General features: G+C 72.0%; 14 protein-coding genes. 11 read left to right on the forward strand and 3 right to left on the reverse strand.

Going from position 1 to position 15,338, the window contains the following annotated elements:
• The first annotated feature begins 138 nt into the window (after window positions 1-138).
• The 4 genes from ACF09C_RS19210 (at window position 139) to ACF09C_RS19225 (ending at window position 4,466) form a co-directional block, all read left to right on the forward strand.
• Window positions 139-1,272: a helix-turn-helix domain-containing protein gene (locus ACF09C_RS19210; protein WP_392092997.1), complete on the forward strand. Its 1,134-nt coding sequence runs from the start codon at window positions 139-141 to the stop codon at window positions 1,270-1,272.
• Between the two features lie 132 nt (window positions 1,273-1,404).
• The gene (locus tag ACF09C_RS19215; protein ID WP_392092665.1) at window positions 1,405-2,562 is read left to right on the forward strand and encodes an acyl-CoA dehydrogenase family protein; all 1,158 of its coding nucleotides are present in this window, start codon (window positions 1,405-1,407) and stop codon (window positions 2,560-2,562) included.
• The gene (gene tesB / locus ACF09C_RS19220) at window positions 2,563-3,423 is read left to right on the forward strand and encodes an acyl-CoA thioesterase II (RefSeq protein ID WP_392092666.1); all 861 of its coding nucleotides are present in this window, start codon (window positions 2,563-2,565) and stop codon (window positions 3,421-3,423) included.
• A 23-nt stretch (window positions 3,424-3,446) separates the two neighbouring features.
• The gene (locus tag ACF09C_RS19225) at window positions 3,447-4,466 is read left to right on the forward strand and encodes a cation diffusion facilitator family transporter (protein ID WP_392092668.1); all 1,020 of its coding nucleotides are present in this window, start codon (window positions 3,447-3,449) and stop codon (window positions 4,464-4,466) included.
• Here ACF09C_RS19225 and ACF09C_RS19230 read toward each other — a convergent pair.
• A complete protein-coding gene (locus ACF09C_RS19230) occupies window positions 4,436-5,215 on the reverse strand; it encodes a phosphatase (RefSeq protein WP_392092670.1) in 780 nt (259 codons plus the stop codon). The two genes, ACF09C_RS19225 and ACF09C_RS19230, sit on opposite strands and share 31 nt — an antisense overlap.
• Window positions 5,216-5,299: 84 nt before the next feature.
• Window positions 5,300-5,887: a TetR/AcrR family transcriptional regulator gene (locus ACF09C_RS19235; RefSeq protein ID WP_392092672.1), complete on the reverse strand. Its 588-nt coding sequence runs from the start codon at window positions 5,885-5,887 to the stop codon at window positions 5,300-5,302.
• A gap of 87 nt (window positions 5,888-5,974) precedes the next feature.
• Between ACF09C_RS19235 and ACF09C_RS19240 the strand changes: the two genes are divergently transcribed.
• Genes ACF09C_RS19240 through ACF09C_RS19255 form a run of 4 tightly spaced genes read left to right on the forward strand, consistent with a single transcriptional unit; the run spans window position 5,975 to window position 11,707 of the window.
• A complete protein-coding gene (locus ACF09C_RS19240) occupies window positions 5,975-7,582 on the forward strand; it encodes a carboxyl transferase domain-containing protein (RefSeq protein ID WP_392092673.1) in 1,608 nt (535 codons plus the stop codon).
• Between the two features lie 38 nt (window positions 7,583-7,620).
• Window positions 7,621-9,603, forward strand: a complete 1,983-nt coding sequence (locus ACF09C_RS19245; RefSeq protein WP_392092998.1) for an acetyl/propionyl/methylcrotonyl-CoA carboxylase subunit alpha — start codon at window positions 7,621-7,623, stop codon at window positions 9,601-9,603.
• On the forward strand, window positions 9,600-10,535 hold the full coding sequence (locus ACF09C_RS19250; protein ID WP_392092675.1) for a hydroxymethylglutaryl-CoA lyase: 936 nt from the start codon (window positions 9,600-9,602) through the stop codon (window positions 10,533-10,535). Before ACF09C_RS19245 ends, ACF09C_RS19250 begins: the two co-directional genes overlap by 4 nt.
• Window positions 10,536-10,543: 8 nt before the next feature.
• On the forward strand, window positions 10,544-11,707 hold the full coding sequence (locus ACF09C_RS19255) for an acyl-CoA dehydrogenase family protein (protein WP_392092676.1): 1,164 nt from the start codon (window positions 10,544-10,546) through the stop codon (window positions 11,705-11,707).
• A gap of 173 nt (window positions 11,708-11,880) precedes the next feature.
• Here the strand turns inward: ACF09C_RS19255 and ACF09C_RS19260 are convergent, their stop codons facing one another.
• Window positions 11,881-12,459 (reverse strand): TetR/AcrR family transcriptional regulator, encoded by a 579-nt coding sequence (locus ACF09C_RS19260; protein WP_392092678.1) that lies wholly within the window; start codon window positions 12,457-12,459, stop codon window positions 11,881-11,883.
• 91 nt (window positions 12,460-12,550) lie between these two features.
• On the opposite strand from ACF09C_RS19260, the gene ACF09C_RS19265 reads away from it, so the two are divergent.
• From ACF09C_RS19265 to ACF09C_RS19275, 3 genes are all read left to right on the forward strand, one after another.
• Entirely contained in the window at window positions 12,551-12,997 is a 447-nt protein-coding gene (locus tag ACF09C_RS19265; protein WP_392092680.1) for an anthrone oxygenase family protein, read from the forward strand.
• 293 nt (window positions 12,998-13,290) lie between these two features.
• On the forward strand, window positions 13,291-14,343 hold the full coding sequence (locus tag ACF09C_RS19270) for an ABC transporter substrate-binding protein (RefSeq protein WP_392092681.1): 1,053 nt from the start codon (window positions 13,291-13,293) through the stop codon (window positions 14,341-14,343).
• A 3-nt stretch (window positions 14,344-14,346) separates the two neighbouring features.
• Window positions 14,347-15,189, forward strand: a complete 843-nt coding sequence (locus ACF09C_RS19275) for a siderophore-interacting protein (protein ID WP_392092682.1) — start codon at window positions 14,347-14,349, stop codon at window positions 15,187-15,189.
• Window positions 15,190-15,338: the final 149 nt, after the last annotated feature.

Raw genomic sequence — 15,338 nt, forward strand, 5'->3', positions numbered from 1 at the left:
CGGTCGGTGCTCGACCAGCGTCGGGCCCGGCGCCCGCCACCTGCAACGGTGACGCGCCCACCATCCGTCCCGGAACCATTCCACCCCCGCTGACGTGCAAGGACGTGAAGGGTGGGACGCATGGTCGTGGGGGATGGAATGCCGAAGGACGCCGCCGTCGGGGAGTTCGCGGGACTCGTGCGCGCGCTGAAGGCGCGGGACGGGAGGAGCTACGAGGCGCTGGGGCGGCGCCTGAGCGTCAGCGCGTCGACCCTCCACCGCTACTGCTCCGGCAGGACCGTCCCCGAGGAGTTCGCCGTGGTCGACCGCCTCGCCCTGCTGTGCGGGGCGGACGAAGAGGAACGGCGGGCCCTGGAGGCGGCCTGGACCCGGGCGGACCGCGCCCGCCGCCCCGCGGTGCCGGAGCCCGGCGCGGAGTCGGAGCCCGAGTCCGGCCCCGATCAGAAGCCGGAGCCCGAGCCGCCGTTCGCGTCCGGGACGGCGCCCTTGCACCCGCGCGTGCCGGGCCTTCCGTCCGCGCGGCGGAGGCGCCGGTGGGGGTGGGTGGGCGCGGTCTGCGGGGCGCTGGCGGTCGTGGCGGCGGTGACGCTCGGAGCCGTACTCGTGCCCGGGAAGGCCCGGGAGCGGGCCGCCGAACCACCGGCGCCGCTGACCTGGACCGTCGCCTCCCACGTCTGGCAGGACGGGTGCGGCCACACCTACCTCGTCGACCGCGCCCCCGACCGCGTGCCCCCGCCGCCCGCCGCTCAGGACGCCGAACCCTGGGCCCGCGCCCAGGAGGCCGTGCACGGCGGGGACACGCTCGTGCGGATCTCCGTCCAGGGCCGGTCCGCCACGGAGGCGGTCGTGCTGCAGGCCCTGCACGTGCGGGTGGTCGGCCGCGCGGAGGCCGTCGGCCGGCCCGCGTACCGGATGGACAACGGGTGCGGCGGGGCCGTCACCCCGCGCCTCTTCGACGTGAACCTCGACCTGCCCCGCCCGGTCGCCCGGTCCGTGGCGGGCTACGACGCCTCGGGGAGCACGGGCCGGACGATCCCCGCCGTCGCCCTCCCGTACGCGGTCACGGCGTCCGCCCCCGAGGAGTTCCTGGTGAACGCCCGCACGGCGGGCTGCGACTGCCGCTGGTACCTGGAGCTGGAGTGGAGCGGCGGCGGCCGGACCGGCACGGTCCGGATCGACGACGGCGGACGGCCGTTCCGGACGAGCGGGGTCCGGGGCCCGGTGTACGCGTACGACACCACCCTCAGCCGTGGCTGGATCCCGTCCTCCTGATCGACGGGACGGGCCGGACGTGATGTGGACAACCATGCGTCCACAGGCCTGGACAGCGGCCAGAACTGATGGGTAACTTGACTGAGCAAGCGCTTAGCCATATTGGGCCCGCACATCCGGAGGAGTCGCACCGTGCGCCGTACCGTATTCAACGAGGACCACGAGGCGTTCCGGGAGACCATCCGCGCCTTCATCGAGGCCGAGGTCGTCCCCGTCTACGACGAGTGGTTCGCCGCGGGCCAGGCGCCGCGCGAGTTCTACGACAAGCTCGGTGAGCTGGGCATCTTCGGCATCAACGTGCCCGAGGAGTTCGGCGGCGCGGGCCTGGACACCCACAAGTTCGAGGCCGTCCTCTACGAGGAGACCTCGCGCGCGGGCGTCCAGTTCGGCGGCTCCGGCGTGCACGTGCTGCTCGCCCTGCCCTACATCAAGATGCTCTCCACCGACGAGCAGAAGAAGCGCTACCTCCCGAAGTTCGTCTCCGGCGAGGAGATGTGGGCCCTGGCGATGACCGAGCCGGGCACCGGTTCCGACGTCGCGGGCATGAAGACCACCGCCAAGCTCTCCGAGGACGGCACGCACTACGTCCTCAACGGCGCCAAGACCTTCATCACCGGTGGCGTCCACGCCGACCGCGTGATCGTCTGCGCCCGGACCTCCGCCCCGTCGGCCGAGGACCGCCGCTTCGGCATCTCCCTCTTCGCCGTGGACACCAAGTCCGAGGGCTACTCCATCGGCCGCAAGCTGGACAAGCTCGGCCTGCGCACCTCCGACACCGCCGAGCTGGCGTTCGTCGACGTGAAGGTGCCGGTCGAGGACCTCATGGGCGAGGAGGGCAAGGGCTTCTACTACCTCGGCCACAACCTCGCCTCCGAGCGCTGGGGCATCGCCTTCGGCGCCTACGCGCAGGCCAAGGCCGCCGTCCGGTTCGCCCAGCAGTACGTCACGGACCGCACGGTCTTCGGCAAGCCGGTCGCGCACTTCCAGAACACCAAGTTCGAGCTGGCCGCCTGCCAGGCCGAGGTGGACGCCGCCGAGGCCGTCGCCGACCGCGCCCTGGAGGCCCTGGACGCGGGCGAGCTGACCCCGGCCGAGGCCGCGAGCGCCAAGCTCTTCTGCACCGAGGTCGCGCACCGCGTGATCGACCGCTGCCTCCAGCTGCACGGCGGCTACGGCTACATGAACGAGTACCCGATCGCGCGCCTGTACGCCGACAACCGCGTCAACCGCATCTACGGCGGCACCAGCGAGATCATGAAGTCGATCATCGCCAAGTCGATGGGCCTGTAAGTGCCCGAGGCTCTCGACTCTCTGCTCGATCTGCTCGACCTGGAGCAGATCGAGCAGAACCTCTTCCGGGGACAGTCCCGCTCCGCCGTCGTCCCCCGCGTCTTCGGCGGCCAGGTGGCCGCCCAGGCGCTGGTGGCGGCGGGCCGGACCGTCCCGGAAGACCGTCTCGCCCACTCCCTCCACGCGTACTTCCTGCGCGCCGGGGACCCGGGCGCGCCGATCGTGTACACCGTGGACCGCATCCGCGACGGCCGGTCCTTCACCACCCGCCGGGTGGTCGCCGTCCAGCACGGGCGGCCGATCTTCCACCTCTCCGCGTCCTTCCAGACGTACGAGGAGGGGCTAGAGCACCAGTACGACATGCCGGCCGCGCCCGACCCGGCGTCCCTGCCGACGGCCGCCGAGATGCTGCCCCGGCACCTCCCGGCGGACGTCGCCGCGCGCCTCGTCGAGGCGCGGGCGGCGGTGGACCTGCGGTACGCCGACACCCCGCCGTGGGGGTCGGTCGGCGAGCCGCGCGAGCCGCGCTCGCAGGTCTGGTTCCGTACGAACGGCAAGCTGGCCGACGACCCGCTGCTCCACGTCTGCCTGGCGACGTACGTCTCCGACATGACGCTGCTCGACTCGGTGCTGCTGGCCCACGGGCGCGGCGGCTGGGCGGTCGGGGACGTCGTCGGGGCCTCGCTCGACCACGCGATGTGGTTCCACCGGCCGTTCCGGGCCGACGAATGGCTGCTGTACGACCAGGAGTCGCCGTCCGCCTCCGGCGGACGCGGGCTCGGCCAGGCCCGGATCTACACGCAGGACGGGCAGCTCGCGATCTCCGTCATCCAGGAGGGTGTCGTTCGCGTCCCGCGCTGACGACCGGACATACCGTCCGATTCATGGCGGAGAAAGACTCGCGGAGCGACGCGAAGAAGGACACCGGGAACGGCTCGGGCGACGGCTCGGGCAACGGTGAGAGCACCTTCACCGTGATCGTGGCGGCGGTGGCGAACCTCGGGATCGCCGCCGCCAAGGCCATCGCGGGCGTCATCAGCGGTTCGAGCGCGATGCTCTCCGAGGCGGCCCACTCGGTCGCCGACACCGTCACCGAGGTCATGCTGCTCACCGCGCTGAAGCGGAGCGAGAAGCCGGCCGACGAGGACCATCCGGTCGGCTACGCGCAGGAACGCTACGTCTGGGCGATGCTGGCCGCCGTCGCCACCTTCGTCGGCGGCGCGGTCTTCTCCGTCTACGACGGCATCCACACCCTCACCCACGGCGAGGAGCTCGGCGACCCGCTCGTCTCGTACATCGTGCTCGCCGTCGCCTTCGTCCTGGAGAGTTTCTCCCTGCGGACCGCGCTCCGTCAGGTCAGGGGCGAGGCGGAGCGGATGAAGGCGCCCTTCGGCCGCTATCTGCGGCTCACCCCCGACACCACAGTCAAGGCCGTGGTGATGGAGGACTCGGCCGCCCTGTGCGGGCTGATGCTGGCGGCGGGCGGGCTGCTCGGCGTGGAGATCACCGGCGACAGCGTCTGGGACGGCGTCGCCTCGATCCTCATCGGCGCCCTGCTCGTGTACGTGGCCTGGGTGCTCGGCCGGTCGAACGCGGAGCTGCTGATCGGCCGCCCGGTGCCGAAGCGCATGCGGGCGGAGATCCGCGAGGAGCTGCTCTCGGTCCCGCACATCATCGACGTCCTGGACCTGACGACGCTGATCCAGGGACCGGACGAGGTCATGATCGCGGCGAAGGTCGACTTCCGGGACGTGTCGTCGGCCGAGCAGGTCGAATGGGCCTGCGAGGAGGCCGAGGAGCAGCTGCGGGAACGCTTTCCGGCCGTCCGCCGGGTGTACCTGGACCCGACACCCGGCCTGGATCAGCGCCGGCGTCAGAGCAGGCCGGACGCGTCGAGCAGGTAGTCGGTGAGCGGCTCGTAGTACCGGGGGTCGATGACGTGGTCGTCCAGCGGGATCGTGACCTGCATCGTGCCCTCGGCCTCGCCGATGAAGAGCGCGGGGTCGTTGCAGTCGGCGTAGCCGACGGAGTCGATACCGCGCTGGCCTGCGCGGCCTGCCCAGCCGTGGTCGGCGACGACGAGGTCGGGCCGGGGCTCGCCCAGCGCCTCCAGGCCGTCCAGGATCGCGTTCATCGGTTCCGGCGAGTGGGTGTGCCAGAGGGTCGCGCCCCGCTCGAAGACGGCCACGTCGGCGAACTGCACGACGTACCCCTCGTCGGCGGTGAGCCCGCCGGGGATCCGCACGATGTCGCAGCCCTGGGCGCGCAGCGCGGCGGCGACGCGGCTGTGGGCGTCGATCAGGGCGCCCGGGTGGCCGGTCGCGAAGAGCACCCGCTGCTTGCCCGCGGCGGCCTTGCGCAGCCGGGCGGCGGCCCGGTCGAGGGCGTCGACGGTGAGTTCGGGGTCGATGGTGTCCTGGCCGGTGCGGTGGGCGGGGTCGTCGTTCACCCCGCAGCGCTCGGCCATCACCGCGAGCACGTCCTGCTCGTCGGCCCAGCGGTCGCCGAGCTCCAGGCCGAGCCAGTAGTGCCGGTCGCCGTTGGCGAGCTTGCGGTAGTGGGACAGGTTGTTGTCGCGCGGGGTGGCGACGTCACCGGCGATCCGGGTCCGTACGAGGTGCTCGATCAGGGCGGGGCGACTGAGTATCGGCATGGTGCACATTCTGCCGGGCCGCCGGGCGGGCGTCCGCCCGGTTTCACCTCCTGGACCCGTGTACGGGGCGCCCGTTGCGCGCGCCTACGCGTGCGCCAGGGCGCCGAAGGCGCCGTGCGCGAGGCGGCGGAGCAGTTCCTCCATCGACGCGCGGCCGAGGGCGGCGAGGTGCGGGGTCGAGTTCAGCAGCCCGAAGACGGCGTGGACGGCGGCCCGCGCCTCGTTCTCGGAGGCCGCCGGGTACAGCTCCCGTACGACCGCCACCCACAGCTCGACGTACTGCCGCTGGAGCTGGCGGACCCGCTTGCGGTCCTCGTCCTTGAGCCGGTCGAGCTCCCGGTCGTGCAGGGTGATCAGCGGCCGGTCGTCGAGCGCGAAGTCGATGTGTCCGTCGATGAGCGCGCCGAGCAGCGCCCGCGGGTCACCGGCGGCGTCGCCCACCCGCAGCCGGCCGCCGTCCAGGAGGCGCTCGCTGATGCCGACGAGCAGCTCCGCGAGCATCGCGTCCTTGCCCGGGAAGTGGCGGTAGAGCCCGGGGCCGCTGATGCCGACCGCGGCTCCTATCTCGTCGACGCCCACGCCGTGGAAGCCGCGCTCGGCGAAGAGGCGAGCGGCCTCCTTGAGGATCTGCTCGCGTCGCGTGGGGGCGTCGGTCCTGGCGGTGGTGGTCATGAAGACGATTCTAGACAACCGGGTTAGCGGTCGTTAACCTGAAGGACATACGTTAACGCTCATTAACCGAGCAAGGGAGCTCGAGGGATGCAGCAGGCACCTGTGCTGACGAGCGCGGCCGATCCCGCGTCCGCGGCCTGGCAGGCCAACGAGGCGGCGCACGAGGAGCTGACCGCGACGCTCCGCGCCAAGCTCGCCGAGGTCGCGCTGGGCGGCGGTGAGAAGGCCCGCGCCCGGCACACCGCGCGCGGCAAGCTCCTGCCGCGCGACCGGGTGGACACGCTCCTTGACCCGGGCTCCCCGTTCCTGGAGCTGGCCCCGCTCGCGGCGAACGGGATGTACGGCGACGCGGCCCCGGCGGCCGGGGTCATCGCGGGCATCGGCCGGGTCTCGGGCCGGGAGTGCGTGATCGTCGCCAACGACGCGACCGTCAAGGGCGGCACGTACTACCCGATGACGGTGAAGAAGCACCTGCGGGCCCAGGAGGTGGCGCTGGAGAATCGTCTCCCCTGCCTCTACCTGGTCGACTCGGGCGGCGCGTTCCTGCCGATGCAGGACGAGGTCTTCCCGGACCGCGAGCACTTCGGCCGGATCTTCTACAACCAGGCCCGGATGTCCGGCGCCGGCATCCCGCAGATCGCCGCCGTCCTCGGCTCCTGCACGGCCGGTGGCGCGTACGTCCCGGCGATGAGCGACGAGGCCGTGATCGTGCGGAACCAGGGCACGATCTTCCTGGGCGGACCGCCGCTGGTGAAGGCGGCGACCGGCGAGGTCGTCACGGCGGAGGAGCTGGGCGGCGGCGAGGTGCACTCCCGTACGTCCGGGGTCACCGACCACCTCGCCGAGGACGACGCGCACGCGCTGCGGATCGTCCGGAACATCGTGGCGACCCTGCCCGCGCGGGGCGAACTGCCCTGGTCGGTCGAGCCGGTCGAGGAGCCGAAGGTCGACCCGGCGGGGCTCTACGGCGCGGTGCCGGTGGACTCCCGTACCCCGTACGACGTCCGCGAGGTCATCGCGCGGATCGTGGACGCCTCCCGCTTCCAGGAGTTCAAGGCCGAGTACGGGCAGACGCTGATCACCGGCTTCGCCCGGATCCACGGCCACCCGGTCGGGATCGTCGCCAACAACGGCATCCTGTTCGCCGAGTCCGCCCAGAAGGGCGCGCACTTCATCGAGCTGTGCGACCAGCGCGGCATCCCGCTGCTCTTCCTGCAGAACATCACCGGCTTCATGGTCGGCAAGGCGTACGAGCACGGTGGCATCGCCAAGCACGGCGCGAAGATGGTCACGGCGGTGGCCACCACGCGGGTGCCGAAGCTGACCGTGGTCGTCGGCGGCTCGTACGGCGCGGGCAACTACTCGATGTGCGGCCGGGCGTACTCCCCGCGCTTCCTGTGGATGTGGCCCAACGCCAAGATCTCGGTCATGGGCGGCGAGCAGGCGGCGTCCGTCCTCGCGACCGTCAAGCGGGACCAGCTCGGCGACGAGTGGAGCGCGGAGGACGAGGAGGCCTTCAAGGCCCCGATCCGCGCGCAGTACGAGACCCAGGGCAGCGCCTACTACGCCTCGGCGCGGCTCTGGGACGACGGGGTCATCGACCCGATGGAGACCCGCCAGGTGGTGGGCCTCGCCCTGACGGCCTGTGCCAACGCGCCCCTGGGTGACCCCCAGTTCGGCGTCTTCCGGATGTGAGGGGACCCAAGAAGATGGCTCAGGAGATGCCCCAGAAGATGTTCGACACGGTCCTCGTCGCCAACCGCGGCGAGATCGCGGTCCGCGTCATCCGCACGCTGCGCGCGCTCGGCGTCCGCTCGGTCGCCGTGTACAGCGACGCCGACGCGGAGGCCCGGCACGTCCGGGAGGCGGACACGGCCGTACGGATCGGCCCGCCGCCGGCCTCGGAGTCGTACCTGTCGATCCCGGCGCTGCTCGACGCGGCGCGGCGGACCGGCGCGCAGGCGGTCCACCCCGGCTACGGCTTCCTCGCGGAGAACGCGGGCTTCGCGCAGGCCTGCGCGGACGCGGGCCTGGTCTTCATCGGCCCGTCGGCGTCCGCGATCTCGCTGATGGGCGACAAGATCCGGGCGAAGGAGACGGTCAAGGCGGCCGGCGTTCCGGTGGTCCCCGGCGCGGCCGACCCGGAACTGGCGGCGGCGGCGAGGGAGTTGGGCGCGCCCGTGCTCCTGAAGCCCTCGGCGGGCGGCGGCGGCAAGGGCATGCGCCTGGTGCGCGACCTGTCGGTGCTCGACGACGAGATCGCGGCGGCGCGCCGTGAGGCCCGCTCGTCCTTCGGGGACGACACCCTGCTCGTGGAGCGGTGGATCGACCGCCCGCGCCACATCGAGATCCAGGTCCTGGCCGACGCGCACGGGAACGTGGTCCACCTGGGCGAGCGCGAGTGCTCGCTGCAGCGGCGCCACCAGAAGATCATCGAGGAGGCCCCGAGCGTCCTGCTGACCCCCGAACTCCGCGCGGAGATGGGTGAGTCGGCGGTGGAGGCGGCCCGCTCGTGCGGGTATGTCGGCGCGGGCACGGTGGAGTTCATCGTGCCGGGCGGCGACCCGTCCTCGTACTACTTCATGGAGATGAACACCCGGCTCCAGGTGGAGCACCCGGTGACGGAGCTGATCACGGGCCTGGACCTGGTCGAGTGGCAGCTGCGGGTGGCGGCGGGCGAGCCGCTCGCCTTCGGCCAGTCCGACATCCGTCTGGACGGCTGGGCGATCGAGGCCCGGATCTGCGCGGAGGACCCCTCGCGCGGCTTCCTGCCCTCGGGCGGCACGGTCCTCTCCCTGCGGGAGCCGCAGGGGGACTGGATGCGCACGGACTCGGGCCTGAGCGAGGGCACGGAGGTCGGCAGCCTGTACGACCCGATGCTGTCGAAGGTCATCGTGCACGCCCCGGACCGCCCGACGGCCCTCCGGCGGCTGCGCGCGGCCCTCGCGGACACGGTCACCCTGGGCGTGCAGACGAACGCGGGTTTCCTCCGCCGCCTGCTCGCCCACCCGGACGTCGTCACCGGCGACCTGGACACCGGCCTGGTGGAGCGGGACGCGGAGAGCCTGATCGACGGGTCCGTACCGCCGGAGGTGTACGCGGCGGCGGCGCTGGCGCGCCAGTACCCGCCGGCGACGGCCCCGGCGGGCGCCTGGACGGACCCCTTCGACGCCCCCTCCGGCTGGCGGCTCGGCGGCCGGCCGTCCTGGACCCCCCACCACTTCCGGGTCCCCGGCCACGACCCGGTGACGGTCCGCGTGCGCGGTACGGCGGCCGGCGCCGAGGTGCTGCTCGGCGACGCGCCGGCCTCGCCCGGAGCGGCCGAGGTCTCCGCGGACCGGGTGACCGTCCACCTCGACGGGGTCATGCACCACTTCCGCCTCGCCCGCTCCCCCGAAGGCCGCTGGCTCGGCCGGGACGGGGACTCCTGGCACGTCCTGGACCACGACCCGGTCGCCGCCGCCCTCACCGGCGTCCGGCACGGCGGCGCCGACACGCTCGCCGCGCCCATGCCGGGCACGGTCACCGTGGTGAAGGTCGCGGTCGGGGACGAGGTCGAGGCCGGGCAGAGCCTGCTCGTGGTCGAGGCCATGAAGATGGAGCACGTCATCTCCGCCCCGCACGCCGGCACCGTCACCGAGCTGGACGTCACCCCCGGCTCCACCGTCGCCATGGACCAGATCCTCGCCGTGGTGACCCCCAGGGAGGAATCATGACCGAGGGCCTGCCCATGCACGTGCCCGCGTCCGGGCTTCCGGCCCGGGTCCGGATCCACGAGGTCGGGCCGCGCGACGGACTCCAGAACGAGAAGTCGGTCGTACCGACCGACGTCAAGGCCGAGTTCGTCCGCCGGCTGGCCGCCGCCGGGCTCTCCACGGTCGAGGCGACCAGCTTCGTGCACCCCAAGTGGGTGCCCCAACTGGCCGACGCCGAGGCGCTGTTCCCGCAGCTCCAGGGAGTGCCCGCGCGGCTGCCCGTCCTCGTGCCCAACGAGCGCGGGCTCGACCGCGCCCTCGCCCTCGGGGCGCGGGACGTCGCCGTCTTCGCCTCCGCCACCGAGTCCTTCGCGAAGGCCAACCTCAACCGGACCGTCGACGAGGCCCTCGCCGTGTTCGAGCCCGTCGTCACCCGGGCCATAGAGCACGGTCTCCGCGTCCGCGGCTACCTCTCGATGTGCTTCGGCGACCCCTGGGAGGGGGCCGTCCCTGTCGAGCAGGTCGTCCGCGTCACCAAGGCGCTCGCCGAGATGGGGTGCGACGAGCTGAGCCTCGGCGACACCATCGGGGTCGCCACCCCGGGACACGTCACCGAGCTGCTCCGGCGTCTGAACGACGCCGGTGTGCCGACCCGTCGCCTCGCCGTGCACTTCCACGACACCTACGGCCAGGCCCTGTCCAACACGCTCGCCGCCCTCCAGCACGGCGTGACCACCGTCGACGCCTCCGCGGGCGGCCTCGGCGGCTGCCCCTACGCCAAGAGCGCCACCGGCAACCTCGCCACCGAGGACCTCGTGTGGATGCTCGACGGCCTCGGCATCGAGACCGGTGTCGATCTGACCGCCCTCACCGCCACCAGCGTGTGGATGGCGGAGCAACTGGGCCGACCGAGCCCGTCCCGTACCGTCCGCGCCCTCTCCCACAAGGAGTGACCTCAGCCATGTCCCTCGACCACCGGCTCTCCGAAGAGCACGAGGAACTCCGCCGCACCGTGGAGGAGTTCGCGCACGACGTCGTCGCGCCGAAGATCGGCGACTACTACGAGCGCCACGAGTTCCCGTACGAGATCGTCCGCGAGATGGGCCGCATGGGCCTGTTCGGCCTGCCGTTCCCGGAGGAGTACGGCGGCATGGGCGGTGACTACCTCGCCCTCGGCATCGCCCTCGAGGAGCTCGCGCGCGTCGACTCCTCCGTCGCCATCACCCTGGAGGCGGGCGTCTCGCTCGGCGCGATGCCGGTCTACCGCTTCGGCACGGAGGAGCAGAAGCGGGAGTGGCTGCCGCGGATGTGCTCGGGCGAGATCCTGGGCGCCTTCGGCCTGACCGAGCCCGGCGCGGGCAGCGACGCGGGCGGCACCCGCACCACCGCCGTCCGTGACGGCGACGACTGGGTCATCAACGGCTCGAAGTGCTTCATCACCAACTCCGGTACGGACATCACGGGCCTGGTCACGGTCACCGCCGTCACCGGCCGCAAGCCCGACGGCCGGCCGCTGATCTCCTCGATCATCGTCCCGTCCGGCACCCCGGGCTTCACGGTCGCCGCGCCGTACTCCAAGGTCGGCTGGAACGCCTCGGACACCCGCGAGCTGTCCTTCGACGACGTCCGCGTCCCCGTGGGGAACCTGCTGGGCGAGGAGGGCCGTGGCTACGCGCAGTTCCTCCGCATCCTCGACGAGGGCCGGATCGCCATCTCGGCGCTCGCGACCGGTCTCGCGCAGGGCTGTGTGGACGAGTCCGTGAAGTACGCGAAGGAACGTCACGCCTTCGGCCGCCCGATCGGCGAAAACCAGGCCATCCAGTTCAAGATCGCGGACATGGAGATGCGGGCCCACATGGCCCGGATCGGCTGGCGCGACGCGGCCTCGCGGCTCGTGCTCGGTGAGCCGTTCAAGAAGGAGGCGGCGCTCGCGAAGCTGTACTCCTCCACGGTCGCGGTCGACAACGCCCGCGAGGCCACCCAGATCCACGGCGGCTACGGCTTCATGAACGAGTACCCGGTGGCCCGGATGTGGCGCGACTCCAAGATCCTGGAGATCGGCGAGGGCACAAGCGAGGTCCAGCGCATGCTGATCGCCCGCGAGTTGGGCCTGTCGGCCGCCTGACCGCTGCCGCCCTGCGCGAGCGACGCCCGCCACCCCGATCGGGGTGGCGGGCGTCGCCCTTTTGTACGGGTGGGCGGTCGGGCGTCGCCCGTGGGACGGGTGGGCGGTCGGGCCCTCGGTGCGGCGAACTCCGCACAGCCGCACGCGGACGGCCTCCCCGCCGGGACGGCGCGTCAGAGCACGGCGAGCCGGTCCACCAACAGCTCCGTCCTCCGCTCGGCGTCCGCCGGCGGCAGCCGTCCCGCCCGGGTCAGGGTGGCGAGACCGTGCAGGGCCGCCCAGAACACCTCGGTGAACATCCCCGGGTGGACGCCGGCACCGGCGACCTCCGTGAGGCTCTCGAGCAGCGCGGCGAAGGCGTCCTTCAGCGGCTCCGGTGTGTCCTCCTGGGCGAACGCCAGGCCGCCGTCGAGCTGGAACATGGCGTCGTAGACCGCCGGGTTGCGCTCGGCGAAGTCGAGGTAGGCGCGGGCGAGGGCGGTGACCCGGGCGCGCGGGCCGTCCGCGGCGGAGGTCGCGGCCCGGAGCGCCACGGCCATCTCGGCGGCACCCTCGAGGGCGACGGCACCGATGATCTCGCGCTTGCCGCGGAAGTGGCTGTAGAGGACGGGCTGGCTGTATTCGATGGCCTCGGCCAGCCGCCGTGTGGTCACCGCGTCCCAGCCCTGGCTCTCGGCGAGTTCGCGGGCCGTCGCCACGATGAGCCGCTCGCGGTCCGCCCGTTCGCGTTGCTTCCGTTCCTGTACCGACATGACTCGATCCTAGCACCGCTAGACAACCGAGCGGCGGCAGAGCTAGCGTTGCCTCATCACCTAGCGGCGCTAGATCCCAGGAGGGGTCACCATGATCGACGCACTCGAGGTCCTCACCACCGTGATCGTCGGCCTGATGGTGGGGGTGGAGTTCTCCGTCGCCTTCGTCATCAACCCGATCCTCAACGCCCTCCCGGAGGACAGCGGTGTACTCGGCCGCGCCCACGGGGGCCGGATGCTCGGCGCCGTGATGCCGGTCTGGTACATCGGCTCGCTCATCCTCGTCGCGATCCTGGCCGCCGCCGGATGGCACCAGGACGGGGCCGGACTCCTCGTCACCGCCGGCGCGCTGCTTCTGGTCAGCGTGATCATGTCGGTCCTGCTGCTCGTCCCGATCAACAACCGGGGCAAGACATGGACCCCCGACAACCGGCCCGAGGACTGGAAGGAGCAGAAGAACCGCTGGGACCGCTACCACTACGTCCGCGTCGGCGTCATCGTCGCCGCCTTCACCTTCCTGGCCACCGCCCTCACCTGACCCCACGGACCGGCACCGCGGCCCGACAGCGCGGAGCCACGGTCAGGCACCCCGCCGCGCCGGGGCCGAGAGGTTCCGGCGCACTCGGACGCAACCGGGGCCCAGCGGGCGGAACTTCACCTTCGGGACGGCCAAGCCCCGCGCAGGGTGCCGCATATGCCACTGGTATGTGACATGCATCCCAGCGCCAACCCGCCCCCACCCCTCCAGATCAACATGAGGTTAGGCTAACCTACCTTCGACTTACCCCAGGCCGACCGCCGTCCCCGGCACGTACCGAAAGCGACTCCGCCATGCTCAGCAACGCCCGAGCCACCTCCCTCAGCCGTCGCGGCCTGCTCACCGCGGGCGGTGCCCTCGGGCTCGGCGCCGCGCTCGCCGCCTGTGGCACCAAGACCGAGGGCGGCAAGAGCAGCGCCGCCGGCGCCTCCGAGAAGGCCGGTCCGTGGAAGTTCACCGACGACCGCGGCACCGCGGTCGAGGCGAAGTCCACCCCGAAGAACATCGTCGCCTTCACCGGCATGGCCGCCGCTCTCAAGGACTTCGGCATCGAGGTCAAGGGCGTCTTCGGCCCGACCTACGTCGAGGACCCGAAGACCAAGGCAAAGAAGCCGGACGTCCAGGCCGGCGACCTCGACATCACGAAGGTCTCGGTCATCGGCAACGTCTGGGGCGAGTTCAAGATCGAGGAGTACCTGAAGCTCAACCCGGACCTCCTCATCACGGACATGTGGGAGAAGAACGACCTCTGGTACGTCCCGGCCGAGCAGAAGGACAAGATCCTCAAGATCGCCCCGAGCGTCGCCCTGTGGGCCTCGGACAAGTCGATGCCGTCCGTGCTCCAGCGCCACGTCGACCTCGCCGAGTCCCTCGGCGCCGACGTGAAGACGCAGAAGCTCAAGGACGACAAGGCACGCTTCGAGGCCGCCGCCGAGCGCGTCCGCCAGGCCGCCAAGGGCAAGAAGGACATCAAGGTCCTGATCGGCTCCGGCTCCCCGGACCTGTTCTACGTCTCCACCCCGGTCCGGCCGACCGACACGCTCTACTTCAAGGAGCTGGGCGTCAACATCGTCACGCCCGACAAGCTGGACCAGGGCGGCTGGTTCGAGGGGCTCAGCTGGGAGAACGTCGGCAAGTACCAGGCCGACATCATCATGCTCGACAACCGCACCTCGGCCCTGCAGCCCGAGGCGCTCAAGGCCAAGCCGACCTGGGCCGCCCTCCCCGCCGTCAAGGCCGGCCAGGTCATCCCCCGGGTGACCGAGCCGATCTACTCCTACGCCAAGTGCGCCCCGATCCTGGAGGACCTGGCCAAGGCCCTGGAGAACGCGAAGAAGGTGGCCTGACCCATGGCGAACGCCGAGACCGCCCCGTTCCAGTTCTTCCCCCTCCAGGTCGACCGGACGCGGCGGCTCGGCCCGTCGCTGGTCCGCGTGACCTTCGTCGGGGACGCACTGAAGTCCTTCGCCTCCGGGGGGCGCGACCAGTCGCTCTCCCTCTTCCTGCCGCACCCCGGCCAGGAGGCCCCCGTCCTGCCGCCGCTGGACGACCCGGACATGTACGCGATCCTGGGCGCCTGGCGCGCGATGCCGGACGACGAGCGGGCCGTGATGCGCTCGTACACCGTCCGCGAGCAGCGCACCGGACCGGACGAGGTCGACATCGACTTCGCGCTCCACGAGGACGGCGGCCCGGCCTGCCGCTGGGCGCAGGGCGCCAAGCCCGGCGACCGGGTCGTCGTGCTCGGCCCGGCCGTCGCCGAGAACACCGCCGTCCGCTTCCAGCTCCCCGCCGACGCCGACTCCGTCCTGATCTGGGCGGACGAGACGGCCCTGCCGGCCGCGGCGGCGATCCTGGAGTGGCTGCCGGCCGGGACGCGGGCGCGGGTCTTTCTCGAAGTCCCGTTCTCCGACGACCGGATCGAGCTGACCACCGCGGCCGAGGCCGCGGTCACCTGGCTCGTACGGGAGGAGGGGGCGCCGTCCGCCGTCGACGCGGTGCGCGCCGCCGAACTGCCGGGCGAGGCACCGTACGTGTGGATCGCGGGCGAGTCCGGCTCGGTGAAGGAGCTGCGCCGGCACTTCGTACGCGATCGTGAACTCGACCGCAGGCGTGTGACGTTCGTCGGCTACTGGCGCAAGGGGCTCTCCGAGGACGCCCTGCGCGAGGCGCCGCAGGCAGAGGACGAGTAGGCGACCCGTAGCGGCCGCTCCTCGCCCGCCGGAACCCCTCGCCCCTCAAGGGTGGGGGGTTCTTTGCGTCGCAAACTTAGGTTAGGCTAACCTTAGTTACGCACCGCCACCCTCATCCCCACCCCTCACCTCTCCCGTCCCGGAGGACC

Source organism: Streptomyces sp. NPDC014870 (assembly GCF_043081505.1).
Classification (GTDB): domain Bacteria; phylum Actinomycetota; class Actinomycetes; order Streptomycetales; family Streptomycetaceae; genus Streptomyces.